We start from the raw sequence: 23,428 nt of genomic DNA, 5'->3' as shown, positions 1-23,428 counted from the left end.
TTGGCGGTTTGTCTAAATGTTTTTCGCAAATTCTAACAACTGACGTTCCTCGTCCCAGTTGATATGCGGTATTTTAAATTTATCAAATGTTCGTTTGATTGTATTTAAAATATTAATCTTGTCTGCTGTGTCGGGGGTATCTAATGTAAAAAGGATATTATCTTTTTTTAACAATCCTTCTTCTTCAGCACGGTTCACTTTAGCTACCCAGCTATCACAATGTTCAATCATACTTGGTTTTTCAATTTGATCGAACGCAAGTGGTTTAACCGCTTTTAAGATTTCCAGATCATCATCGTTTTTTAATGCAAGTGGTAAAGTAAATTTAGCCAGCTCACCTCTAACTTTATGTTGTTTATAGCTTAGTAAAATTCGATCAGCATCTTGTTGAAATAGCCTTTTATAGTGTTTGATGATACTTTGTTCTTGGCTTTCTGCTTTAACGCCCGCATTTTGAATAAATTGATGGTATAGATTATTAAAATATGCTTGTGGATCATCAACTAAACCGACAGCAGCGTTGCTATATTGTATGATGCCCTCTTTTACATCAACGTAGTTATGGAAGAAGGTAGCCATTTCTTGAGGTGATACATCAAACAACTGATTAACAATATATTGTAATTCATTGTCAATCGTATCATGTACGTTTTCAAAAATTTTGCTATGGTAGAAAAAATCATTTACTCGTTTATTGTTTTTGCTAACTAGACGATAGGTTAATTTTCTGCTTTCAGGTTCACACATCAATAAGCCAACATTGACAAATTCGCCTGTTTCAAAGTACGGTCTATAGCGTACAAAGCTGTATAAAATAGGGTGTTTCATTCTATGTTGTCCCAATAATGTGGTTCAGTGATTCGAGAAAGAATAGCTTTAATCCTGTTAATTTCGTCATTCATTTTTTGATATTCTTCATCATCAAGAATAAACCAATTCTCAGGAATTAGCTGGTAAATATCATCAAATTCTTTCAATATGTCAATTGCTTTATTGTTAAAAGTATCTTTATCCACCCAATCTAAACGCCAGCTTCTGTTTTTGGTTGAAAAAATATGTTCATCAAATTGTGCGTTTTCATCAAATGCTAAATTGTGATCTATCACAAGGATTTTTTGTTGTTGTTCATCAAACAATAAATTAATATTGCCCGTTCCTACAGTAGAAGCTGTTCTATCTGAATTTAAAATCCAGCGATCAAACATATACAGCAACTTTTGAGTTGGTTCATCAAGGTAGTTTATATTCATTGCCTGCGCAGTTTTTGCAATTTTGGCATTTTTCATAAATACAGATGCGAATGCAGTACCTGTTGGTAAATCTCTTTTCCATTCAGCTGATACGTAGCTATTTGATTCGGGGGTTACATCAACAAAACAAACTTCAGGGCTGGGTAAGGCTATTCTGTGAGCTAGGAGAGAACCGAATACTTCAGCTAATAGTTGTGGTAAAGGCATCATAGCAAGCGTCTTTACAATAACCCATTTTCCAGTTTCTGTTTGACAAATAAAAGGGCGGGTTATTCCCATTTTTGTTCTTTCTCGTATGAATATGATTTTATCCATCTATTTTTTACCCAATAAAATTCATCTTCTGGCTTTGGTGTATTCGCTTTTGCATTGAATAAATGGCTGGCTTTTACCATTAATTGCCCACTCTCGATAAGAAAGATTACCTCACAAAACAAGGAACTTATCGCTAATACATTAGTGTTGTTTTTAGTACATTTTGATGTCAGTACTGCAAAGAAACGTATCAAAGCGAAGCGTGAGGACAATAATATCTGAATAATTTGGAAGAGGGGGCTATCTTTGCCTTAATGATATGTCATAGATCATTTTAAGTTGTATTACAGTGATACAAAAATAACACTTAAATCTATAACTCATTGATTTTATTATTATAGTTATATCACTGTTATATAAAATCTGGTGGAGCTGGGGGGAGTTGAACCCCCGTCCGAAATTCCTCTACCTTCAGTACTACATGTTTAGTCTAGTCTTTAGTTTCACTTACTCACTGCGGACAGACACGCGATAAATAAGCTAGTTTGATTTAATTTAGTGCTTCGATCCTCAAACGGCGGCGTCCACACGATCTCGTTTTGGATGACTTATCTGAACCCTCGTCTTACGAGCGGAAGCTGAGGAGATAAGGCTTTAAGGCAGGTTATTAAGCTGCTAAAGCGTAGTTTTCGTCGTTTGCGACTATTGTTTTGCGGTTTATTTACGAGGCCTACCGCACCTCGACATGCACCTTGGGCTTCGCTAATCCCGTCGAATCCTAGATCAGCCCCAAAAAAACGTTGCTATTCTAACAAAAAATAATAGCAATAGAAAGTTAGCGTTGTATTCAAGAGGAGCAGTTAAGCAAATTTAATGTTGTTATATTAGAAATATGGATATTTTTCAGGAATGTAGAAAAATATTCATAGAGGCTAAGCCTGATTTTTTAATAAGAGTTCTTCTACTTCTTGAAATAGGGTAGAAAGTGCTTGTGCTTCATTTAATAGTAATAACAACATCTCTTTTTTAAATTCAGGTATAGGTAGATCTTGTGCAAGTCTAAGATCATCTTCTTTTTGTCTTAATATTTGGTTAAAGTTATCTTGATGTTTAATGATATCCATAAAATATTTATGGATTTTTTTATGTTTTTTTAAGGTATTGTATTTCACGCAGACTTTTACAAATGGCAGGATATAGTTGGTTTCAATTAGATCTTGATAACTTTTAATTGAGAGATAAATTTCTTTATGATCATCCACTTGTAATGTATTAATTTTTACTTTTCGCATTTCTGCCAGAATATTAATTCTCGCTAAACGAGTGTAGTAATAAATTTCTCCTTTTATTTCATTAGCTGATTTTTCGTTATCTTCTTTATGTTTAATCGTTTGCTGAATCAAAAATAATGCACCACCACCAAGTAGAGGGCCAATAACATCAAGGACATTATCAAAGATTTCAAAAGTTGGACTAGATAAAAATTCGAGCATTTGGCACCTCTGATTGGTAGATTGTTTATTTATAGATTAAGTAAGCGTTCTAATGATGGCGCAAAATAATAGCTGCCAGTTACAGGTTTTGTGAAACCTAATAAGCGGTCAGTTTTACCATCTATTTCACCAAACATACTGAGTAATTGTTGTTCAATATTATGTAATGTGCCACAGTAAGAAATAAAGTAAAGACCATGCTTACCACTCGCAGTTCCGTAAGGTAAACTTTGACGTAGAATTTTTAAACCTTTGCCATTTTCTTTTAAATCGACACGCCCAACATGAGAGGTTGGTGGAACGTCATCTAGTTCAACACTATCAGGTTTGGTACGACCGATCACCTGTTCTTGTTTGTTTTGATCGAGTTTTTCCCATTTATCTAACTGGTGTTCCCAACGTTGAGTAAAAACGTAACTACCATCTTGATCAATACCACTTTGTACTAAACCAATTTGGCGACGTAATGTTTCACCAGCAGGGTTTTCTGTCCCATCAATAAAGCCAGTAAGATCACGATCTTCTACCCAACGGAAACCGTGATTTTCTTCGACAATCGTAATCGCAGATCCAAATGCCTTGAGTACTAGTTGTGCTAAAGAAAAATTCACATCGTGACGCAGTGAAAGAATATGAATTAATAAATCGTTTTGTGTGGCAGGTGCGGCTAAATTGCCTTTACCTAATTGAGTAAATGGTTTTAATTCTTGTGCATCATTGGTTGATGATATATTTCGCCAAGCATTTGCGCCAAAAGCAATGACACTATGTAGATGTGCATCTGGATGTTTTTGTTGTAAGGATGCTGTTAATGCAACAACTTTTTTGCAAGCCTCTGCAATAGTCGAGTAATCTTCAATTTTGGCTTCGATATAAATAGCCGCTTTACAATTTTCAAATAGAATTCCTGTTTGTGCAGTCATAATTCACTCCATTTCTATATCAAAAAACAATGATTTATTATAACGCAAACGGAAAACATAAGATGTTAGTTTTTGTCAATGTAATCGTTTGCGTTTTTTCTATTAAAATAGATTTTCATTGCTTAAAAAACTCTGTATAATGCCGCCGCAATATTTTTCATCTATTTTTCATTTCATTCACAATTTAACAGAGAGATATTGCAATGCTTAGAGTAATTAAAGAAGCCCTCACTTTTGATGATGTTCTTCTCGTACCTGCACACTCCACCGTACTTCCAAATACGGCAAATCTTTCAACTCAACTTACACAAAAAATCCGTTTAAATATTCCAATTTTATCTGCAGCAATGGATACTGTTACTGAGGCGAAAATGGCAATCGCTTTAGCACAAGAAGGTGGAATTGGTTTTATTCATAAGAATATGAGTATTGAACGCCAAGCGGAGCGTGTGCGCAAAGTGAAAAAATTCGAGAGTGGGATTGTTAATGATCCTATTACTGTTCGTCCAACAACAACCTTGGCAGAAGTTGCTGAATTAACGAAGAAAAATAAATTTGCTGGTTATCCAGTGACTTCAGAAAATGGTGACTTATTAGGTATTGTGACAGGGCGTGATACTCGCTTTGTTTCTGATTTATCGTTACCTGTTACAGCAGTGATGACACCAAAAGAGCGATTAGTCACAGTGACAGATGGTGAATCTGCAAATCGTGAACATATTTTTACTTTAATGCACCGCCATCGTGTAGAAAAAGTGTTAGTAGTTGATAGCGAATTTAAATTAAAAGGAATGATTACCTTAAAGGATTACCAAAAATCAGAGCAAAAACCAAATGCGTGTAAAGATGAGTTTGGACGTTTGCGTGTTGGTGCAGCAGTAGGAGCTGGTCCAGGTAATGAAGAACGTATCGATGCGTTAGTTAAAGCGGGAGTAGATGTTCTGTTAATTGACTCTTCACATGGTCATTCAGAAGGCGTGTTACAGCGTGTTCGTGAAACCCGTGCGAAATATCCAGATTTACAAATTGTTGCGGGTAATGTGGCGACTGCTGAAGGTGCAATAGCTTTAGCTGATGCAGGTGCAAGTGCGGTGAAAATTGGTATTGGACCAGGTTCAATTTGTACTACACGCATTGTGACAGGGGTAGGTGTACCGCAAATCACTGCGATTGCTGATGCTGCAGAGGCTTTAAAGGATCGTGGTATTCCAGTGATTGCAGATGGCGGTATTCGTTACTCTGGTGATATAGCGAAAGCGATTGCAGCAGGTGCATCTTGTGTCATGGTTGGTTCAATGTTGGCAGGGACAGAAGAAGCACCAGGTGAAATTGAACTTTATCAAGGTCGTGCCTTTAAATCTTATCGTGGTATGGGATCATTAGGGGCAATGGCAAAAGGTTCATCAGACCGTTATTTCCAATCTGATAATGCGGCAGATAAGTTAGTACCAGAAGGTATTGAAGGACGTATTGCTTATAAGGGCTATCTTAAAGAAATTATTCACCAACAAATGGGTGGCTTGCGTTCTTGTATGGGATTAACTGGATGTGCGACTATTGAAGAACTTCGTACTAAAGCTCAATTTGTGCGGATTAGTGGTGCGGGGATTAAAGAAAGCCACGTTCACGATGTGACTATCACTAAAGAAGCGCCTAACTATCGTATGGGCTAATGAACAATACAGCTAAACTTAATAACGAGTTTGGCTGTATTTTTTTGTTTATTATATTGCATAAGTTTCTATCAAATACGGGCAAATAAGATGTTACAAGCAATTATCTTTGATATGGATGGTGTGATTGTTGATACTGAATATGTTGAGTTTAATGCACAACGGGAATTTATTGAGCGCTTGAAACAACACAATCAGCCAATTACGTTAGAACAGCAATCAGAGGTGGTCGGAAAATCATTAAAAGATATTCCAGCTGTGATTAAGAAATTATCTGGTTCCTCCCTATCATTAGATGAAATTAGAGAACAGTATTATCTTTTTTGGGATGATCTGTTTCAGCATCTAGATTATCGTGCAATTTTTCGTCAAGACATTAGCAAAATCATTGAATTTGCTAAACAGCAGCAGATAAAACTAGCAGTTGCCTCTTCCTCTTCACAACTGCATATTGAGCGAATTTTAATGACTTGTGGCATTAAAGAAGCGTTCGATTGCATTGTAAGTGGTGAGATGTTTGTTCGTAGCAAACCCGATCCAGAGATTTATCGTTATACCTTAGATAAACTAGGTGTGACAGCTAAAAATGCTGTCGCAATAGAGGATTCGTTCTATGGTATGCAAGCGGCGAAAGCAGCAGGATTAACCGTGATTGGCTATGAAGAAAAGCGTATGTTAATTGATCAATCATTAGCAGATTATATGGGCAAAGATATGCAAGAAATTTTAGGCACTATTTGTCAATTACATCAGTAAAAGTAACCAATTTTAGCAGTGCATCAGTCATTATTTTAATCAACTAGAGAAACAACATGAATAATATTCACCAACATAAAATTTTAATTTTGGACTTTGGGTCGCAATATACGCAACTTATCGCACGTCGTGTACGTGAAATTGGCGTTTATTGTGAGTTGTGGGCATGGGATGTTGCCGAAGAAGATATTCGTCAATTTGCACCAAACGGGATCATTCTTTCAGGTGGTCCAGAAAGTACTACTGAAACTGGAAGCCCTCGTGCACCAGAATATGTGTTTAATGCAGGTGTACCTGTATTGGGTATCTGTTATGGTATGCAAACGATGGCAATGCAGTTAGGTGGCTTAGTTGAAGGATCAAGTGAACGTGAATTTGGTTATGCTGCAGTTGAAGTGTTAGCCAAAGATAATTTGTTTAAAGCGTTAGCCGATGCCCATTCAGCACAAGGTAATGCCTTATTAGATGTTTGGATGAGTCATGGTGATAAAGTAACTAAAATTCCACCTCAATTCCATATTTCTGCAGCAACAGAGTCTTGTCCGATAGCGGCAATGGCGGATGAATCTCGTCATTTTTATGGCGTGCAGTTCCATCCAGAAGTGACTCATTCAAAACAAGGGTTAGCATTATTAGAAAATTTTGTGGTGGGAATTTGTCAATGTGAAAAACGTTGGACAGCAGATAATATTATTGAAGATGCAGTTGCTCGCATCAAAGCTCAAGTAGGTAATGATGAAGTGATTCTTGCGTTATCTGGTGGGGTAGATTCTTCTGTTACCGCACTATTATTACAACGTGCGATAGGGCATAACCTTCATTGTGTGTTTGTAGATAATGGTTTATTACGCCTAAATGAAGGCGATCAAGTTATGGAAATGTTCGGTAATAAATTTGGCTTGAACATTACCCGTGTAAATGCCGAAGATCGTTTCTTAGGAGAATTAGCGGGTGTTAGTGATCCTGAAGCCAAACGTAAAGTGATTGGCAAAGTGTTTATTGATGTGTTTGATGAAGAATCACATAAACACACCAATGTGAAATGGTTGGCACAAGGCACGATTTATCCTGATGTGATCGAATCTGCAGCGAGTAAAACAGGCAAAGCGCATGTGATCAAATCGCACCATAATGTTGGTGGCTTACCTGATTATATGAAACTTGGTTTAGTTGAACCGCTAAAAGAGTTGTTTAAAGATGAAGTGCGTAAAATCGGTCTAGCGTTAGGTTTGCCTTACGATATGCTTTATCGCCATCCATTCCCAGGTCCAGGTCTTGGTGTGCGAGTATTGGGCGAAGTGAAGAAAGAATATTGCGATCTGTTACGTCGTGCCGATGCGATCTTTATTGAAGAATTACATAATTCAGGTTGGTATCACAAAGTGAGCCAAGCCTTTACTGTTTTCCTACCTGTTAAATCGGTTGGCGTAATGGGCGATGGACGCAAATATGATTGGGTGGTGTCATTGCGTGCAGTAGAAACAATCGATTTTATGACTGCCCATTGGGCACATCTGCCTTATGAACTATTAGGTAAAGTGTCTAATCGTATTATCAATGAAATTGATGGTATTTCCCGTGTGGTTTATGACGTGAGTGGTAAACCGCCAGCAACGATAGAGTGGGAATAATCATATCTCATAAAAATAAAGTGACCATACTAGGAACAAGACTATTAATACATAGTTAATCCTAGTGTGGTCTTTATTAAGAATCTCATTGTTGCAATAGAATCTAAGAACGACGATAGCTAATCGTTAGTTAATAATTTTCGTTAATTCATATAACTGCAAAACCGCTTATAACTTATACAACTATTAAAATTAAACCTGAAATCATATCAACTGGCTTTACTATAATAGGTGCAGGATAAGCAACTTTTCTATATAATCTCGCACATTATTGTCTTTTATTCATATAAGGAAAATCTCACTATGATGGAGAAACTGCGCGGATACACAAATAGTGTTGTCTGGAAAGTATTAATGGGAGTAATTGCCGTTTCATTTGTATTAAGTGGCGTTGCTGGCTATTTAATTTCACGTCAAAATACCTCCGCAGCGACCGTAAATGGAGTTGAAATTTCTCAACGTCAATTCCAACAACAATATCAATCACAATATCAACAATTAGCGATGCAAATGGGCGATAAGTTTGCAGCAGTTGCTGATTCTGCAGAGTTTACTAATGGCTTACGCAAATCAGTATTAGAACGTTTAATTAATGAAGAGTTATTACGTCAATATATTGATGAATTAAGTCTTGGCGTTGGTGATGAAGCCGTTAAGCAAGCGATTGTGATGAATCCGAACTTCCAAAAAGATGGTCAATTTGATAATGCTATTTATCAACAACTCTTAACGAGTAATGGTTTGACATCAGAACAGTATGCCAATTTAGTGCGTCAAGATTTAGTCATGGGACAGTTGATGAATTCGTTATTGGGCACGGATTTCCTTACTGCTGAACAACAGCAACAATTTGTGAAGTTATTTTTCCAAAAACGTACCGTTCGTTTAGCAACATTCCCAGTTGCACCTTTAGCTGCTAAACAGACGATTTCTGATCAAGAAGTTGAATCTTATTACAACGAGCATAAAGCAGCTTTTGCCACACCTGAGTTAGTAAAAGTGCAATATCTTGATTTGAATAAAGATGATTTAGCGAAAAATCTTCAAGTAAGTGATGTTGAAATTGCACAATATTATCAAGACAATAAAGCCCAATTTATGGGACAAGCTAGCCAACATCTTGAACATATTCAAGTTACAACAGAAAAAGAAGCGAATGATATTTATCAGAAACTCCAACAAGGTGAGAATTTTGAAGCATTAGCAAAACAATATTCGATTGATAAATTAACTGCAGTAAATGGTGGTGATTTAAGTTGGGTTGTACCAGGACAATTACCAAAAGCGTTTGAAACAGCTGCAAATGAAACGGCAGTTGGTGCATATAGCAAACCGACCAAAGTAGATGATAAATATCACATCATTAAAGTATTAGAGCGTCACGAAGCTAAAGTTTTACCGTTAGAACAAGTGAAAAGTAAAATTACGGATCTCGTGCGTCAAGATTTAGCAACTCGTGAATATTTTAGTGTAGAAAAAGCCGTTGCTGATAAAGCATTTGAAGATCAAAGTGGTCTAGCTGCAGCAGCAAAAGAGGGTAATTTAACAGTAAAAGAAACTGGTTATTTTGCGCGTGATGATGTGCCAGCAGCATTAAATTTTAGTAATGTTGTAAGTGAAATTTTTAGCCCTGAATTAATTCAAGGTGGAGCGAATTCATCAATGATTAGTGTTGGTGAAAACCATAGCGTGATGTTCCGTGTAATGGATTACAAAGCAGCAGGAACAAAACCTTTGGCAGAAGCAAAAGCACAAATTGTTGAATTTTTACAACGTCAAAAAGCAGAAAAAATTGAGCTAGAGCGTGTGAAAGGCTTAGTGGCGAAATTACAAGCGGGTGATACTTCGGCAGTAGAGTTCAAGCAAGATTTAACGTCTGTTTATGCGGAAAGTAAAAATCCAACTTTGGATAAGCAAATTTTTGCGATGCCAAAACCAGTGGATAATAAACCAACTTATCACGTTGGTGCGAATGAGAATGGTGACATTGTCGTGATTGCATTAGACAAAGTGGAAGATGGACAATTATCTGCAGATCAAGAGAAGAGCTTTGTTACTCAGTTAATGCAAATTCGTCAGAACGATTTACAATCTACATTGTTAAAAGCATTAAGAGAAAAAGCAAAAGTTGAAATTAACCAAGAAATGTTAGATCAATTACAAGATCAATAATTTTTATTGATCAACTCATTATAAAGCTCCATAGAAATCACGCTATGGAGCTTTTGTTTAATTATATTTCTATGTGCAAAACCATAATATAAGAAGATGGAATTACAAGATTGTATCAATATTGATCAAAAACACATCTGGCATCCTTATGCCTCAATTACCAATCCACCTATGATTTATCCAGTAGAGCGAGCAGATGGCGTTAGGATAACCTTAAAAGATGGGCGACAATTAATCGATGGAATGTCCTCTTGGTGGGCAGTTTTACACGGTTATAATCATCCTGTGTTGAATCAAGCTGCACAAGATCAGCTGGCAAAAATGAGCCATATTATGTTTGGTGGATTTACCCACGAACCAGCGACAAAATTAGCTAAAACATTAGTTGATATTTTGCCACAAGGATTAGATAAAATTTTCTTTGCGGATAGTGGTTCAGTAGCGGTGGAAGTTGCTATGAAAATGGCGATTCAATACCAACACGCTAAAGGTGAAACGCAACGTTATCAATTTGCCACAATCCGTTCTGGCTATCATGGTGATACATGGCACGCTATGTCAGTGTGTGATCCGATTACTGGAATGCATTCTCTGTTTAGTAAGAGCTTACCAATCCAATATTTTTTACCACAACCATCAGTAAAATTTGGGGAAGTGTGGAATGACGAGGCAATTAAGCCATTACAAGATCTACTTGAGAAACAGTATCAACATATTGCAGGTTTAATTTTAGAACCTATTGTTCAAGGTGCAGGCGGAATGTATTTCTATTCCCCAGTTTACCTACAAAAAGCCAAAAAACTTTGTGAGCAGTACGGTGTGTTACTGATTTTTGATGAAATTGCGACGGGCTTTGGGCGTACTGGCAAATTATTTGCCTATCAACACGCAGATGTGATACCCGATATTATGTGTTTAGGAAAAGCCTTAACAGGTGGCTATTTAACCTTGTCTGCAACCATTACTAGCCAATCTGTTGCTGAGATGATCTGTTCTGGTGAAGCACACTGTTTTATGCATGGTCCAACCTTTATGGGTAATCCATTAGCGTGTGCCATCGCTAATGCCTCGATTGAATTATTATTGCGAACAGATTGGCAGCACAAAGTAAAACATATTGAGCAGCAATTATGTCAAGGTTTAGCGATTGCTCAAACATGGGATTGTGTACAAGAAGTCCGAGTTTTAGGAGCGATTGGCGTTATTGAGATGAAAGAGCCCGTCAATATGGCAACTTTGCAGCCGCGTTTTGTTGAACAAGGGGTATGGTTGCGTCCATTTGGAAAATTGGTCTATGTGATGCCACCATTTATTATTAGTGATGATGAACTGACAGCGTTAATGCACGGAATGCTACAAGCGATTAAAGATGAGTATCAGGAAAAGTGAAGAAAGATGACGGTATATTTTGCACAGAAGTTAAATGAATTAGCTGCGATTGGGCAGCAGCGTGCTTTCCCAGAGATTGAACATACTGGAAAATGGATTGAACAAGCAGGCAATAAGTTACTTAATTTGTCTTCCAATGATTATTTAGGATTAGCAACAGAAACTGATTTAATGCAGCAATTTCTCTCTGAAGTACAAGATTTACCTCTTACCAGTTCATCTTCACGCTTATTAACGGGGAATTTCCCGATTTATAACCAGCTAGAACAAACAATCGCACAAGATTACCAACGAGAAGCCTGCCTATTATTTAATAGTGGTTATCACGCTAATATTGGGATCTTGCCTGCGATTTGTCATCGTCATACGTTGATTGTAGCGGATAAACTGGTGCACGCGAGTTTAATTGATGGTATCCGTTTAGCGGAATGTAAATGGGTTCGTTATCGCCATAATGATTATCAGCATCTGGCACAAATTCTAGAGAAACAAGCTGCAGCATTTGAACAAGTGATCATTGTAACGGAAAGTGTGTTTAGTATGGACGGTGATTGTGCAGACCTAGCGCAACTTATTCATTTTAAACAACAATATCCGAATATTTTATTATATGTTGATGAAGCCCACGCTGTTGGGGTCTTTGGTGAGAAAGGATTAGGGCTTGCCGAACAACAAGGTTGTATTGCTGAGATTGATTTTTTAGTGGGAACATTTGGTAAGGCATTAGCGTCAATGGGTGCTTTTGTTGTGTGTGATCAATTAATTAAAAACTATTTAATTAATACTATGCGACCACTCATTTTTTCCACCGCCTTACCACCGTTTAATGTGGCATGGAGTCATTTCATTTGGCAAAAAGTAACGACATTAACGCAACACCGTCAACATTTAGCACAAATTAGTCAACAATTACGAGCGTTTATTCAAGATGAATTACAACAGCCAATGCCAAGTAGCACCAATGTCGTGCCTTATATTATTGGTGATAACCAAGCTACCGTTACTGTTGCACAACAGCTACAACAACAAGGTTTTTATGCGTTACCGATTCGCCCACCGACAGTGCCAAAAGGTACTGCTCGCATACGTTTTTCCTTAACGGCAGCAATTAATACAGAAGAAATAGCACAATTAATGGATGTGCTCAGTAATATTGAACAACAGCGATGCAAGGAAGCTAACTAATGAAAACTTATTATCTTCATCAACAACGAGAAAAATTGATTGTCTATTTTGCGGGTTGGGGAACGCCACCAAGTGCAGTAACTCACCTCGATCTAGCAGATCAATATGACTTATTAGTTTGTTATGACTATCAGGATTTACAACTGGATTTTGATTTTTCTGCCTATACAGAAATTTATCTTGTAGCGTGGTCGATGGGGGTTTGGGTTGCCGAACAAGTGATGCAAACTATTCCAGTAACAAAAGCAATAGCAATTAATGGTACACATTATCCTAGTGATGACCGCTTTGGTATTCCAACACAAATATTTCAAGGAACATTACAAGGTTTAAATTCTGCTAATCGAGATAAATTTGAACGACGAATGTGTCAGAATCGAGAGCTGTTAAATCATTATCAAACTTTGCCAGACTATCGTGAACTCAATGATATTTATCAAGAATTAGCCTTTTTAAGCGAGCAGATCAGCGTTCGATCTGAAGCAACGTTAAAGTGGGATATTGCGTGGATTGGTACTCAAGATCGCATTTTCCCAACCAGTCATCAGCAAGCATACTGGCAAGATCGATGCCAAATTAGAACGATTGAAGCTGGGCATTATATTTTCCCATTATTTCAACAGTGGGAAACGCTATGGCGTTAATAGAGAAAAGCAAAATTAAAACGTGCTTCCAATCGGCACAGCAAAGCTATGTTACGCAAGCCTTAGCACAACAACAGATTAATCAACGCTTAATCCAATTATTAGCAAAGTCGGGTAAATCTGATTTTCCAACCGTTTTGGAAATCGGGTGTGGTACGGGGGATTTTACACAGCGTTTAGCCAATTATGCCAATGTGGAACAATGGTTATTAAATGATCTCTATCAAAGTGAAGCGATTACTCAACTGATTACCGAGAAACAGCTACCAGCACAGTTTTTATTAGGAGATATTGAACAGATTGCGGTGCAACAACAATGTGATTTACTCTGTTCTGCTTCGACAGTTCAGTGGTTGACTCAGCAACAACAATTTATTGCAAATTGCCATCAGCAATTAAATGAACAAGGCATATTACTCTTTAATAGTTTTGCACCTACTAATTTGTATGAAATTCGTACTCTGACAGGTATAGGATTAACCTATCCGACCTTAGAACAATGGCAGCGATGGTTGGAAGATTATTTTATTGTACAAGAGCTATTTACAGAAACGATCCAATTAACTTTTGCTTCGCCATTAGAAGTGTTACAGCACCTGCGAGCAACAGGTGTTACTGCCACACAACAACAAGTTTGGACGAAAAGCAAACTAAACAATTTTATTGCACAATATCAAGAACAATTTACCTTACAAACTGGGCAGGTAAGTTTAACTTACTGCCCAGTTTATGTAATAGCCGAGAAGAAATAATAATCCCTCATTTAAGAGGGATTATTTTTACAGAACAATTAACCTAAAATTTCAGCAAGTTTTGCACTTACTTGTTCAACTGGTAATGTACCATCTAAGCGGAAATATTGAGTTTTACCATTAGCCGCTTCTTTACCGTAGTATTCAACTAAAGGCTTAGTTGTTGAATGATAGACTTTTAAGCGATCTAAAACAGTTTCAGGTTTGTCATCAGCACGGATAATTAAATCTTCACCAGTCACATCATCTTTGCCTTCAACTTTTGGTGGATTGTAAACGATATGATAGCTACGTCCTGATGCTGGGTGTACACGACGACCACTCATACGTTCGACAATGACTTCATCTGGTACATCAAATTCTAAAACAAAGTCAATCGCAATACCTGCTGCTTTTAATGCATCTGCTTGTGGAATAGTACGAGGGAAACCGTCTAATAGAAAACCTTTTGCACAATCAGGTTGAGCAACACGATCTTTTACTAACGCAATAATTAAATCATCTGGCACTAATTGTCCTGCATCCATTAAGACTTTGGCTTTTTTACCTAATTCAGTACCTGCTTTGATTGCAGCACGCAACATATCACCAGTCGAAATTTGCGGAATACCGTATTTATTCATAATGAATTGTGCTTGTGTACCTTTTCCTGCACCTGGTGCGCCTAATAAAATAATTTTCATGATATAACCTCTTGTGTCAAAAATATAAGTACCTTACCTGTATGTGGTAGTAAACTCAAGTCTAAACTTTAATTTATTGTCTGCTTGTTGAATCTTTATAAGGTGCAACCCAAAATAGACAAATCATTCCTGGAATGGCAAGGAAAAAACAGAGCCAATAGAAATGATAGTAACCTAATTGTTCAATTAGCCAACCAGCACTTGAACCTAATAATGTGCGAGGTAGTGCAGCAAGGCTGGTAAATAAAGCTAATTGGGTTGCAGTATAGAGAGGATTCGTTTCTCTTGCCATAAAAGCAACAAATGCAGCTGTACCTAAACCTATGCCGATATATTCGCCACTGACAACAATGGCGAGTGCGATTAATTCAAATGTGCCAATGTGACTGAATTTACCGAAACTCGCTAACCAAGCAAATCCCAAAATAGTAAGAATTTGTACGAAACCAAATAGCCATAACGCTCGATTAATACCAATTTTCAGCATAATGACACCGCCGACTAAACTAGCAATAATCATTGGCCATAAACCAGCATTTTTTGCAACAATAGCAATATCGGTACTGCTATATCCCATATCGACATAAAATGGTGTCATTAATGCGGTTGCCATCGTATCGCCTAATTTATATAAGCACATAAAAGCCAATACGGTAATCATTCCTTTTAATCCTTTACGTTGATAAAACTCAACAAAAGGACTGATGATGTTCTCTTTTAAACTACGGGATTGCCCATTAATTTGAGGCTCCCATGCAATCAGTAATGTCGCTAATATACCAGGTAGCATAAAAAGTGCTGTGATTAAGAAGACACTTTCCCAACTGTAATAGGCGGTGAGAAAAATGGAAAGTGATCCTGGAATTAATCCCGCTAAACGGTACGCATTAACATGAATTGAATTGCCTAAACCTAATTCCTGATCAGATAAGATCTCGCGGCGATAGGCATCTAATACAATATCCTGTGAAGCAGAAAAAAAAGCGACAATAGTCGCAAGGATGGCAATAATGGAAATATCTTGATGTGGTTGAAGCCAAGCAAAACCAGCGAGAGAAAGAATTAATAACAGCTGTAAGATAAAAATCCAACCTCTACGCCGTCCTAGAAAGGGTAAAACAAAGCGATCCAAGACGGGAGACCAGAGAAATTTCCAAGTATAAGGTAAACCAATCAGGGTAAATAATCCGATTGTTTTGAGATCAACATTTTCAGTCCTTAACCAATAGGGAAGCAGACTGACGAGAATATAGAGCGGTAAACCTGAACTAAAACCAGTAAATACGCAAATCAGCATATTTCGGCTAAAAATTTGTTGCATCAAAGAAGTATTTACTGGCATAACAAGATCCTTAGTACAGCGAATTAGTCACGATAACCATTCGGATTGTTTTTTTGCCAATTCCAAGTATCACGCATCATTTGTTCTAAACCACGTTCAGTTTTCCAACCTAACTCTTTTAAGGCAAGAGATGGATCAGAATAACAAGTTGCGATATCGCCTGGACGGCGATCCACTAAACGATATGGAATTTTAATATCATTCACTTTTTCGAAAGCGTGAACCATATCTAATACGGAATAACCAGTACCCGTACCAAGATTATAAATATGCAATCCTGCATCATTTTCATGACGATCTAAGGCTTTTAAGTGTCCGATTGCTAAATCAACCACGTGAATATAATCACGCACACCAGTACCATCATGAGTTGGATAGTCGCTGCCAAATACTGAAAGTTGTTGTAATTTACCAATCGCTACTTGGCTAATATATGGTAATAAGTTATTTGGAATACCATTCGGATCTTCACCAATTAAGCCACTTTCGTGTGCACCAACTGGGTTGAAGTAGCGTAGGATAGTCATACTGAATTGTGGAATTGCTTTGACGACATCCATAATGATACGTTCTACCATAAATTTAGATGTACCATAAGGATTAGTTGTACCACCTACTTTACAGGTTTCGGTAATTGGAATAATTTCAGGATCACCATATACCGTTGCAGAAGAACTGAAAACAAAATTAAATACATTAGCTTGACGCATTTCATCAAGTAATGTGAGCGAACCTTCAACATTATTACGATAATATTCGATCGGTTTAGCGACACTTTCGCCAACCGCTTTTAAACCTGCAAAATGAATAACTGATTCGATTTGATGAGCTGCAAAAATGCGTTTTAATAATTGGCGATCAAGTACATCACCTTGATAGAAAGTAACAGCTTTACCTGTAATCTGTTTGACACGTTCTAAAGATTTTTCTGATGAATTGCAAAGATTATCTAAAACAATCACTTCTTTATTCGCATTTAATAATTCAACCACAGTATGTGAGCCGATATATCCCGCTCCACCTGTTACCAATACAGCCATATTAGCCTCCTTTAGAATGAAAATTAGTATTTGACTGTTAAACCAAAAGTTTCGAGTTGAGCTTTAATTTTTTCTAAAGACTCTTTTGTTGGTGGTTTAACGTCTTCAAGTTCATATTTTAAGCCGAGTGTTTCCCATTTATGTTTGCCTAATTGGTGATAGGGAAGTAATTCGACTTTTTCAAGGTTTTTCATATCCTTGATAAATTCGCCGAGTAAATTAACGGAATGTTCATCATCGGTATAACCAGGTACAACAACATAACGAATCCAGGTTTTTTGATTACGTTTTTCTAAATATTTGGCGAATTCGAGCGTACGCTTGTTTGGTACGCCAATAAGATCTTGGTGAATAGTGTCATCAAGTTGTTTTAAATCAAGTAGGACTAAATCAGTGACATCTAATAAGCCATCAATGATTTCATCATAATGACGCACAAAACCATTAGTATCTAAACAGGTGTGAATACCTTGTTCTTTACAAGCACGAAACCAATCACGCACAAATTCTGCTTGTAGAATTGCTTCACCACCAGAGGCTGTTACGCCACCGCCAGAAGCATTCATAAAATGGCGATAAGTAACCACTTCTTTCATCAATTCTTCTACGGTAATATCTTTGCCAGCATGTAAATCCCAAGTATCTCGATTATGGCAATACTTACAACGCATTAAACAACCTTGCATAAAAAGAATAAAACGAATTCCTGGCCCATCAACCGTACCACAGGATTCAAAAGAGTGAATTCTTCCAACAACTGACATATAAACAGCCTTATAATCCTTATCAATAAAAGAGTTTAAAAATTTTTTTAATTTTAACTGAATTTGTTGTAAAACTCGACAGGAATTCTTTTAAGCTAAAAAATAAAATCTTTTTAAATATTAAGTTGTGGATAACATTGTGGAATTTATTGGTTTATATTGTGTGAATAAAGATTAATTTTATTTTTATGTTTGATTTATAAGGAAAAATTTTTGGTGTTAATAAACGACCTAATTGTTTAAAAAATTAGCTAATAACGAAAATGCGAGAATTAAAATTTAATAAATTGTCTGGTTATTTTTAATAAGTTGTTAAATTTTAAAAAATCAATACTGTTTATTTATTCAGGATGTGAGTTATTCAGAGAAACTGTGGATAAAATTGTGATTGAATAGGCGTAAATTAACGTATAATTTATTTGCTGTCGTTTTTTTATTCATTATATAAAATAAAAAACCTTTTAAATCATAATGTTAAAAAATATTGGTGAAAAATTAGAAAATTGAAAAAATGTTGGTTATTTTTTAATCTCTTATAAGGATTTGTATAATTTTTGATAATTATGAGGAGCAATTAGGAATGCAATCGCCAATAACAGAAGAACAGTTATTAATGCGAGCTTATCAATTAGCTGGGCGAACATTAGCAGACATTGCACAGCAATTACATATTCCAATGCCAGAAAATTTAAGGCGTGATAAAGGTTGGGTAGGAAGTTTAATTGAGATCGCACTTGGTGCAAAAGCAGGTAGTAAACCAGAACAAGATTTTGCTGAATTAGGCATTGAATTAAAGACTATCCCAATTAATCAACAGGGCGAACCATTAGAGACGACATTTGTTTGCTTAGCACCTCTGATTGATAATTATGGTGTGATGTGGGAATTCTCTCATGTGCGTTATAAATTGTCGAAAGTATTATGGATACCAATAGAGGGAGAGCGTTCGATTCCATTAGCAGAACGTAGAGTTGGGCAACCGATTTTATGGCAACCTTCGGTGGAGGAAGAAGCTCAATTAAAACAAGATTGGGAGGAGTTAATGGAACTAATTGCTTTGGGAGATGTGAAAAAAATTAATGCTCGTTTAGGTGAAGTATTACAGCTCCGCCCTAAAGGTGCAAATAGTAAAGCATTAACAAAGGGAATTGGTACAAAAGGGGAAGTGATAGAAACGTTACCATTAGGTTTTTATTTACGTAAAAACTTTACCCGTAATATTTTGTATCAATTTCAATTAGGAAAGTAATTTAGGCTATTTTCTTCTGCAAAATAGATCGTTATAGTATGGCGCTTTTAAGTCATCATTTTGATTAATTATTTTTTCTTTTTTATATAGAGGAACATTATGTTGGAATGGATTAGTAGCCCCGAGGCTTGGGTTGCATTATTTACCTTAACCGCTTTAGAAATCGTTTTAGGGATAGATAATATTATTTTTATTAGTATCTTAGTTGGGCGGTTACCAGCACAGCAACGTCAATCTGGACGAATTCTCGGCTTAGGCTTAGCAATGGGAACACGGATTTTATTATTATTATCCTTGGCGTGGATTATGCGTTTGACTGAACCGCTATTTGAAGTGGCTGGTTATGCGTTATCAGGACGTGATTTAATCCTGTTATTAGGGGGCTTATTCTTATTAGTGAAAAGTACCTTAGAAATTCACCATAGTATGGAAGAAAGTGCTTCTGAAGAAGAAAAGGCACCGAAAAAAGTGAGCTTTGTCGGGGTATTAATTCAAATTGCATTACTAGATATTGTCTTTTCCCTAGATTCAGTCATTACAGCAGTGGGAATGGCAAACCATGTTGAAGTGATGATTATTGCCATTATTTTGGCAGTTGGAGTGATGATGATTGCGGCTAAACCAATTGGTGATTTTGTGGAAGCCCATCCGACCTTAAAAATTCTTGCATTATCTTTCTTAATTTTGATCGGGGTGTCATTAATTGGGGAAAGTTTGTCATTCCATATTCCAAAAGGCTACATCTATTTTGCAATGGGCTTTTCGGTTTGTGTAGAGATGATCAATTTAAGAATGCGCAAGCATGCAAAAAAATAATATAACTGATGTCGGATATATTTATATCCGACATCTCTTCGATAGAATACCTTATTTATTCATTACAAAATGAGATAAGCAAAATTTTGTTATCTCATTAACATTTCTCAGATCAACCTTTTGACTTCCTTTAAAAATATGGGATGATAACTAATTATTAGTAGAAACAAGAGGTTATTATGATTTATCTAGATAGTCTGCCAATTGGTACACTCTTTTTTATTATTCTCGTTATTGTTGCTTTATTCTCCGCAGTAAAAACTGTTCCACAGGGTTATCATTGGACGATTGAACGTTTCGGACGTTATACTCGAACCTTAACACCGGGTTTGAACATTATTGTGCCGTTTATTGATCGTGTTGGGCGCAAAATTAATATGATGGAACAGGTGTTAGATATTCCGTCACAAGAAGTTATTTCTAAAGATAATGCGAATGTGTCAATTGATGCTGTTTGTTTTGTACAAGTGATTGATGCACGCAATGCTGCTTATGAAGTGAATCACCTCGAACAAGCGATAATTAATTTAACCTTAACGAATATTCGTACTGTGTTAGGTTCAATGGAATTAGATGAAATGCTGTCACAACGTGATTCAATTAATAGCCGACTCTTGGCAATAGTGGATGAAGCAACTAATCCGTGGGGTGTAAAAGTGACACGGATTGAGATCCGTGATGTACGTCCACCAAAAGAACTGATTGATTCAATGAATGCTCAAATGAAGGCAGAACGGAATAAGCGTGCTGAAGTTTTAGAAGCAGAAGGTATTCGCCAAGCAGCCATTTTACGTGCAGAAGGGGAAAAGCAATCTCGAATCTTACAAGCAGAGGGCGAACGTCAAGAGGCATTCTTACGAGCAGAAGCGAGAGAACGTGAGGCACAAGCAGAAGCGAAAGCAACGCAAATGGTATCTGATGCTATCGCAGCAGGAAATACACAAGCGATTAACTACTTTGTGGCACAAAAATATACTGAAGCATTACAACAAATTGGGCAATCAGGTAATAGCAAAGTGGTATTAATGCCGCTAGAAGCGAGTAATTTAATTGGTTCAGTAGCTGGAATCAGTGAATTATTAAAAGAGATGGGATCGAAAAAATGATGGTATGGCTTGCTGACTGGAGTTCAATTCATTGGTTAATCCTTGCTTTTATCTTGTTGATTTTAGAAATTATTGTTCCAGGCATTTTCTTTTTATGGTGGGGAATAGCTGGGTTAATAGTGGCAGCTATTACTTATGTATTTCCTTTATCTCTCATAGTAAGCAGTATTTTATTTGCTGTTATCGCTATTATTGCAACGCTTATTTGGTGGCGTTATCAAGCTGCGAAAACACAACGAGATAGAGTAAATAATGGTTTAAATCAACGTGATATTGCAATGTTAGGGCAACAAGGTCGTATTACAGAATTAATGAGTGAAAATGTCGGTAGAGCAGCGTTTGGTGATACTACTTGGCGGATTGAGGGTGAGCAATTACAAGTTAATGATCGTGTTGAAGTTGTTTCCGTTAAAGGGATTACACTCATCGTTCGCAGAATTTGACAAGAATGTCATTTTTGCTAGGGTCTAGGTAAAAATAAAGGCTTTTAATCTTGTAATTAAAAGCCTTTATCAATTTTAGAAAATGAATTAAACCACCACACTTTCTTTTAACGATACGGTTAAATTAAACACCAAATGTTCTGGGTGACTATCCTTACTATCTGCACAGAAATAACCTTCACGTTCAAATTGATAGACTTTTTCTGCTTCTGCCGTTAATAAACTTTGTTCTACAAAACCGTGTTTAACTACTAACGATTCAGGGTTTAATACTTGATGAATATCTTCCGCTGCACTTGGATTTGCTACAGTAAATAGGCGATCATAAAGACGGAATTCTGCAGGATGATTGTGTATTGCAGAAACCCAATGAATTACACCTTTTACTTTACGTCCGTCAGCTGGATTTTTTCCTAATGTATCAGGATCATAAGTACAATAAACCGTTGTGATATTACCTTGCTCATCTTTTTCTACACGTTCTGCCTTAATCACATAAGCATTGCGTAAACGCACTTCTTTACCTAAAACAAGGCGCTTATAGTGTTTATTGGCTTCTTCACGGAAGTCTGCTTGATCGATGTAGATTTCTTTGGTGAATGGTAATGTTCTGGTGCCCAATTCTTCACGATTTGGGTGATTTGGAGCCGTTAACATTTCTTCACCGTTGAAGTTTTCAATCACAATGCGTAATGGGTTAATTACAGCCATGGCACGAGGTGCATTAGTATTTAAATCATCACGAATACAGGCTTCTAATGCACTATATTCCACTACATTGTCTTGTTTGGTTACGCCAATGCGGCGGCAGAATTCACGAATCGATTCTGGGGTATAACCACGACGGCGTAGGCCAGAAATAGTTGGCATACGAGGGTCATTCCAGCCATCAACAATCTCTTCATTGACTAATTGTAGTAATTTGCGCTTTGAAGTAAGAGTACTTTCTAGGTTTAAACGTGAAAATTCATATTGATGTGGTAATGGACGTTCAATCGAAATATTTTCCAACACCCAATCGTATAAACGGCGGTTATCTTGGAATTCTAAGGTACAAAGTGAATGTGTAATACGTTCGATCGCATCGGAAATACAGTGGGTAAAATCGTACATTGGATAAATACACCATTTATCACCTGTTTGATGATGATGAGCAAATTTAATGCGATATAACACAGGATCACGCATAACGATAAATGGTGATGCCATATCAATTTTTGCTCGTAATGATGCTTTTCCTTCGGCAAACTCACCATTTTTCATTTTTTCAAATAAGGCTAGATTTTCCTCAACTGAACGATCACGATAAGGGCTATTTTTACCTGGTTCGGTTAATGTTCCACGATATTCACGCATTTCTTCTGGTGAAAGTTCATCAACGTAAGCTAAACCTTTTTTAATTAATTCAATCGCATACGCATAAAGCTGATCAAAATAATCAGACGCATAGCGAGGTTGCCCGTCCCAAGTAAAACCAAGCCATTCCACATCTCTTTTAATGGATTCAACATAGCTCATATCTTCTTTTACTGGATTGGTGTCATCAAAGCGTAAATTACATTTACCTTGATAATCTTGGGCAATGCCGAAATTTAAGCAAATTGATTTTGCGTGTCCGATATGTAGGTAACCGTTTGGTTCAGGTGGAAAACGTGTATGAACGGATTGATGTTTACCTTGTGCAAGATCTTCGTCAATAATTTGACGAATAAAATTAGTTGGTTTTATCTCAGTCGTTTCTGTATGACTCATAATGTCCTCAAGTTGAGTTTTTGCAAAAATAACCCACGCATTTTACACTTTTTAACAAATAACACCAAACTGAACTCAGGGGAAAAACTCATTTTCTACTAATTTTTAAT

At 36.8% G+C, this 23,428-nt stretch carries 21 protein-coding genes and 1 other RNA gene; 12 read left to right on the top strand and 10 right to left on the bottom strand.

The window, feature by feature from the left end:
• Positions 1-12 precede the first annotated feature (12 nt).
• The 5 genes from ACFFHT_RS07095 to ACFFHT_RS07075 form a co-directional block, all read right to left on the bottom strand.
• Positions 13-828 (bottom strand): DUF3037 domain-containing protein, encoded by an 816-nt coding sequence (locus ACFFHT_RS07095; protein WP_382374808.1) that lies wholly within the window; start codon positions 826-828, stop codon positions 13-15.
• Positions 825-1,565, bottom strand: coding sequence for a HipA family kinase (locus ACFFHT_RS07090; protein WP_382374806.1), 741 nt, complete (start codon positions 1,563-1,565; stop codon positions 825-827). Before ACFFHT_RS07090 ends, ACFFHT_RS07095 begins: the two co-directional genes overlap by 4 nt.
• Positions 1,566-1,929: 364 nt before the next feature.
• Positions 1,930-2,296: a transfer-messenger RNA gene (gene ssrA / locus ACFFHT_RS07085) on the bottom strand.
• Positions 2,297-2,437: 141 nt separating this feature from the next.
• The gene (locus tag ACFFHT_RS07080) at positions 2,438-2,998 is read right to left on the bottom strand and encodes a hypothetical protein (protein WP_382374804.1); all 561 of its coding nucleotides are present in this window, start codon (positions 2,996-2,998) and stop codon (positions 2,438-2,440) included.
• A 29-nt stretch (positions 2,999-3,027) separates the two neighbouring features.
• Entirely contained in the window at positions 3,028-3,921 is an 894-nt protein-coding gene (locus ACFFHT_RS07075) for a Dyp-type peroxidase (RefSeq protein WP_382374802.1), read from the bottom strand.
• A gap of 203 nt (positions 3,922-4,124) precedes the next feature.
• On the opposite strand from ACFFHT_RS07075, the gene guaB reads away from it, so the two are divergent.
• From guaB to bioC, 8 genes are all read left to right on the top strand, one after another.
• Positions 4,125-5,594, top strand: coding sequence for an IMP dehydrogenase (gene guaB / locus ACFFHT_RS07070; RefSeq protein ID WP_382374800.1), 1,470 nt, complete (start codon positions 4,125-4,127; stop codon positions 5,592-5,594).
• A gap of 90 nt (positions 5,595-5,684) precedes the next feature.
• Positions 5,685-6,350 (top strand): HAD family hydrolase, encoded by a 666-nt coding sequence (locus tag ACFFHT_RS07065; protein ID WP_382374798.1) that lies wholly within the window; start codon positions 5,685-5,687, stop codon positions 6,348-6,350.
• Positions 6,351-6,406: 56 nt separating this feature from the next.
• On the top strand, positions 6,407-7,981 hold the full coding sequence (gene guaA, locus ACFFHT_RS07060) for a glutamine-hydrolyzing GMP synthase (RefSeq protein ID WP_382374796.1): 1,575 nt from the start codon (positions 6,407-6,409) through the stop codon (positions 7,979-7,981).
• 303 nt (positions 7,982-8,284) lie between these two features.
• Positions 8,285-10,153, top strand: coding sequence for a peptidylprolyl isomerase (ppiD, locus tag ACFFHT_RS07055; RefSeq protein ID WP_382374794.1), 1,869 nt, complete (start codon positions 8,285-8,287; stop codon positions 10,151-10,153).
• A 96-nt stretch (positions 10,154-10,249) separates the two neighbouring features.
• Positions 10,250-11,542 (top strand): adenosylmethionine--8-amino-7-oxononanoate transaminase, encoded by a 1,293-nt coding sequence (gene bioA, locus ACFFHT_RS07050; protein WP_382374792.1) that lies wholly within the window; start codon positions 10,250-10,252, stop codon positions 11,540-11,542.
• 6 nt (positions 11,543-11,548) lie between these two features.
• Complete coding sequence (bioF, locus tag ACFFHT_RS07045) at positions 11,549-12,727, top strand: 8-amino-7-oxononanoate synthase (RefSeq protein WP_382374790.1); 1,179 nt, start codon at positions 11,549-11,551, stop codon at positions 12,725-12,727.
• Entirely contained in the window at positions 12,727-13,371 is a 645-nt protein-coding gene (locus ACFFHT_RS07040) for a DUF452 family protein (protein ID WP_382374788.1), read from the top strand. The genes bioF and ACFFHT_RS07040 overlap by 1 nt, the downstream gene beginning before the upstream one ends.
• Complete coding sequence (gene bioC, locus ACFFHT_RS07035) at positions 13,362-14,123, top strand: malonyl-ACP O-methyltransferase BioC (RefSeq protein ID WP_382374786.1); 762 nt, start codon at positions 13,362-13,364, stop codon at positions 14,121-14,123. Before ACFFHT_RS07040 ends, bioC begins: the two co-directional genes overlap by 10 nt.
• Before the next feature lie 38 nt (positions 14,124-14,161).
• Here bioC and adk read toward each other — a convergent pair whose 3' ends face one another.
• The 4 genes from adk to pflA all read right to left on the bottom strand — a co-directional run bounded on the left by adk (position 14,162) and on the right by pflA (position 17,952).
• A complete protein-coding gene (gene adk / locus ACFFHT_RS07030) occupies positions 14,162-14,806 on the bottom strand; it encodes an adenylate kinase (RefSeq protein WP_382374784.1) in 645 nt (214 codons plus the stop codon).
• A gap of 73 nt (positions 14,807-14,879) precedes the next feature.
• Complete coding sequence (locus ACFFHT_RS07025) at positions 14,880-16,148, bottom strand: AmpG family muropeptide MFS transporter (RefSeq protein WP_382374782.1); 1,269 nt, start codon at positions 16,146-16,148, stop codon at positions 14,880-14,882.
• Between the two features lie 23 nt (positions 16,149-16,171).
• A complete protein-coding gene (gene galE / locus ACFFHT_RS07020; protein ID WP_382374780.1) occupies positions 16,172-17,188 on the bottom strand; it encodes a UDP-glucose 4-epimerase GalE in 1,017 nt (338 codons plus the stop codon).
• Positions 17,189-17,211: 23 nt separating this feature from the next.
• On the bottom strand, positions 17,212-17,952 hold the full coding sequence (pflA, locus tag ACFFHT_RS07015) for a pyruvate formate lyase 1-activating protein (protein ID WP_382374778.1): 741 nt from the start codon (positions 17,950-17,952) through the stop codon (positions 17,212-17,214).
• 580 nt (positions 17,953-18,532) lie between these two features.
• On the opposite strand from pflA, the gene mutH reads away from it, so the two are divergent.
• The 4 genes from mutH to ACFFHT_RS06995 all read left to right on the top strand — a co-directional run bounded on the left by mutH (position 18,533) and on the right by ACFFHT_RS06995 (position 21,566).
• On the top strand, positions 18,533-19,201 hold the full coding sequence (mutH, locus tag ACFFHT_RS07010) for a DNA mismatch repair endonuclease MutH (RefSeq protein ID WP_382374776.1): 669 nt from the start codon (positions 18,533-18,535) through the stop codon (positions 19,199-19,201).
• Positions 19,202-19,300: 99 nt separating this feature from the next.
• Positions 19,301-20,017 carry a TerC family protein gene (locus tag ACFFHT_RS07005; RefSeq protein ID WP_382374774.1) on the top strand — a complete coding sequence of 239 codons (717 nt, stop codon included), beginning with the start codon at positions 19,301-19,303 and terminating at the stop codon, positions 20,015-20,017.
• Between the two features lie 179 nt (positions 20,018-20,196).
• Positions 20,197-21,123: an SPFH domain-containing protein gene (locus ACFFHT_RS07000; protein ID WP_382374772.1), complete on the top strand. Its 927-nt coding sequence runs from the start codon at positions 20,197-20,199 to the stop codon at positions 21,121-21,123.
• Positions 21,123-21,566, top strand: coding sequence for an NfeD family protein (locus ACFFHT_RS06995; RefSeq protein WP_382374843.1), 444 nt, complete (start codon positions 21,123-21,125; stop codon positions 21,564-21,566). The genes ACFFHT_RS07000 and ACFFHT_RS06995 overlap by 1 nt, the downstream gene beginning before the upstream one ends.
• A gap of 87 nt (positions 21,567-21,653) precedes the next feature.
• On the opposite strand, the gene glnS is transcribed toward ACFFHT_RS06995, so the two are convergent.
• Positions 21,654-23,318, bottom strand: a complete 1,665-nt coding sequence (gene glnS / locus ACFFHT_RS06990) for a glutamine--tRNA ligase (RefSeq protein ID WP_382374770.1) — start codon at positions 23,316-23,318, stop codon at positions 21,654-21,656.
• Positions 23,319-23,428 lie beyond the last annotated feature (110 nt).

The organism is Gallibacterium melopsittaci (genome assembly GCF_042433085.1).
Classification (GTDB): Bacteria; Pseudomonadota; Gammaproteobacteria; order Enterobacterales; family Pasteurellaceae; genus Gallibacterium; species Gallibacterium melopsittaci.
Note: the sequence above shows the minus strand (reverse complement) of the source record. Positions and strands in the feature narration are given on the sequence as shown.

Bases quoted from the DNA above. Each gene is read 5' to 3' on its own strand.
- ACFFHT_RS07095 (WP_382374808.1), bottom strand. From the start codon at position 828: ATGAAACACCCTATTTTATACAGCTTTGTACGCTATAGACCGTACTTT.
- ACFFHT_RS07090 (WP_382374806.1), bottom strand. From the start codon at position 1,565: ATGGATAAAATCATATTCATACGAGAAAGAACAAAAATGGGAATAACC.
- ACFFHT_RS07080 (WP_382374804.1), bottom strand. From the start codon at position 2,998: ATGCTCGAATTTTTATCTAGTCCAACTTTTGAAATCTTTGATAATGTC.
- ACFFHT_RS07075 (WP_382374802.1), bottom strand. From the start codon at position 3,921: ATGACTGCACAAACAGGAATTCTATTTGAAAATTGTAAAGCGGCTATT.
- guaB (WP_382374800.1), top strand. From the start codon at position 4,125: ATGCTTAGAGTAATTAAAGAAGCCCTCACTTTTGATGATGTTCTTCTC.
- ACFFHT_RS07065 (WP_382374798.1), top strand. From the start codon at position 5,685: ATGTTACAAGCAATTATCTTTGATATGGATGGTGTGATTGTTGATACT.
- guaA (WP_382374796.1), top strand. From the start codon at position 6,407: ATGAATAATATTCACCAACATAAAATTTTAATTTTGGACTTTGGGTCG.
- ppiD (WP_382374794.1), top strand. From the start codon at position 8,285: ATGATGGAGAAACTGCGCGGATACACAAATAGTGTTGTCTGGAAAGTA.
- bioA (WP_382374792.1), top strand. From the start codon at position 10,250: ATGGAATTACAAGATTGTATCAATATTGATCAAAAACACATCTGGCAT.
- bioF (WP_382374790.1), top strand. From the start codon at position 11,549: ATGACGGTATATTTTGCACAGAAGTTAAATGAATTAGCTGCGATTGGG.
- ACFFHT_RS07040 (WP_382374788.1), top strand. From the start codon at position 12,727: ATGAAAACTTATTATCTTCATCAACAACGAGAAAAATTGATTGTCTAT.
- bioC (WP_382374786.1), top strand. From the start codon at position 13,362: ATGGCGTTAATAGAGAAAAGCAAAATTAAAACGTGCTTCCAATCGGCA.
- adk (WP_382374784.1), bottom strand. From the start codon at position 14,806: ATGAAAATTATTTTATTAGGCGCACCAGGTGCAGGAAAAGGTACACAA.
- ACFFHT_RS07025 (WP_382374782.1), bottom strand. From the start codon at position 16,148: ATGCCAGTAAATACTTCTTTGATGCAACAAATTTTTAGCCGAAATATG.
- galE (WP_382374780.1), bottom strand. From the start codon at position 17,188: ATGGCTGTATTGGTAACAGGTGGAGCGGGATATATCGGCTCACATACT.
- pflA (WP_382374778.1), bottom strand. From the start codon at position 17,952: ATGTCAGTTGTTGGAAGAATTCACTCTTTTGAATCCTGTGGTACGGTT.
- mutH (WP_382374776.1), top strand. From the start codon at position 18,533: ATGCAATCGCCAATAACAGAAGAACAGTTATTAATGCGAGCTTATCAA.
- ACFFHT_RS07005 (WP_382374774.1), top strand. From the start codon at position 19,301: ATGTTGGAATGGATTAGTAGCCCCGAGGCTTGGGTTGCATTATTTACC.
- ACFFHT_RS07000 (WP_382374772.1), top strand. From the start codon at position 20,197: ATGATTTATCTAGATAGTCTGCCAATTGGTACACTCTTTTTTATTATT.
- ACFFHT_RS06995 (WP_382374843.1), top strand. From the start codon at position 21,123: ATGGTATGGCTTGCTGACTGGAGTTCAATTCATTGGTTAATCCTTGCT.
- glnS (WP_382374770.1), bottom strand. From the start codon at position 23,318: ATGAGTCATACAGAAACGACTGAGATAAAACCAACTAATTTTATTCGT.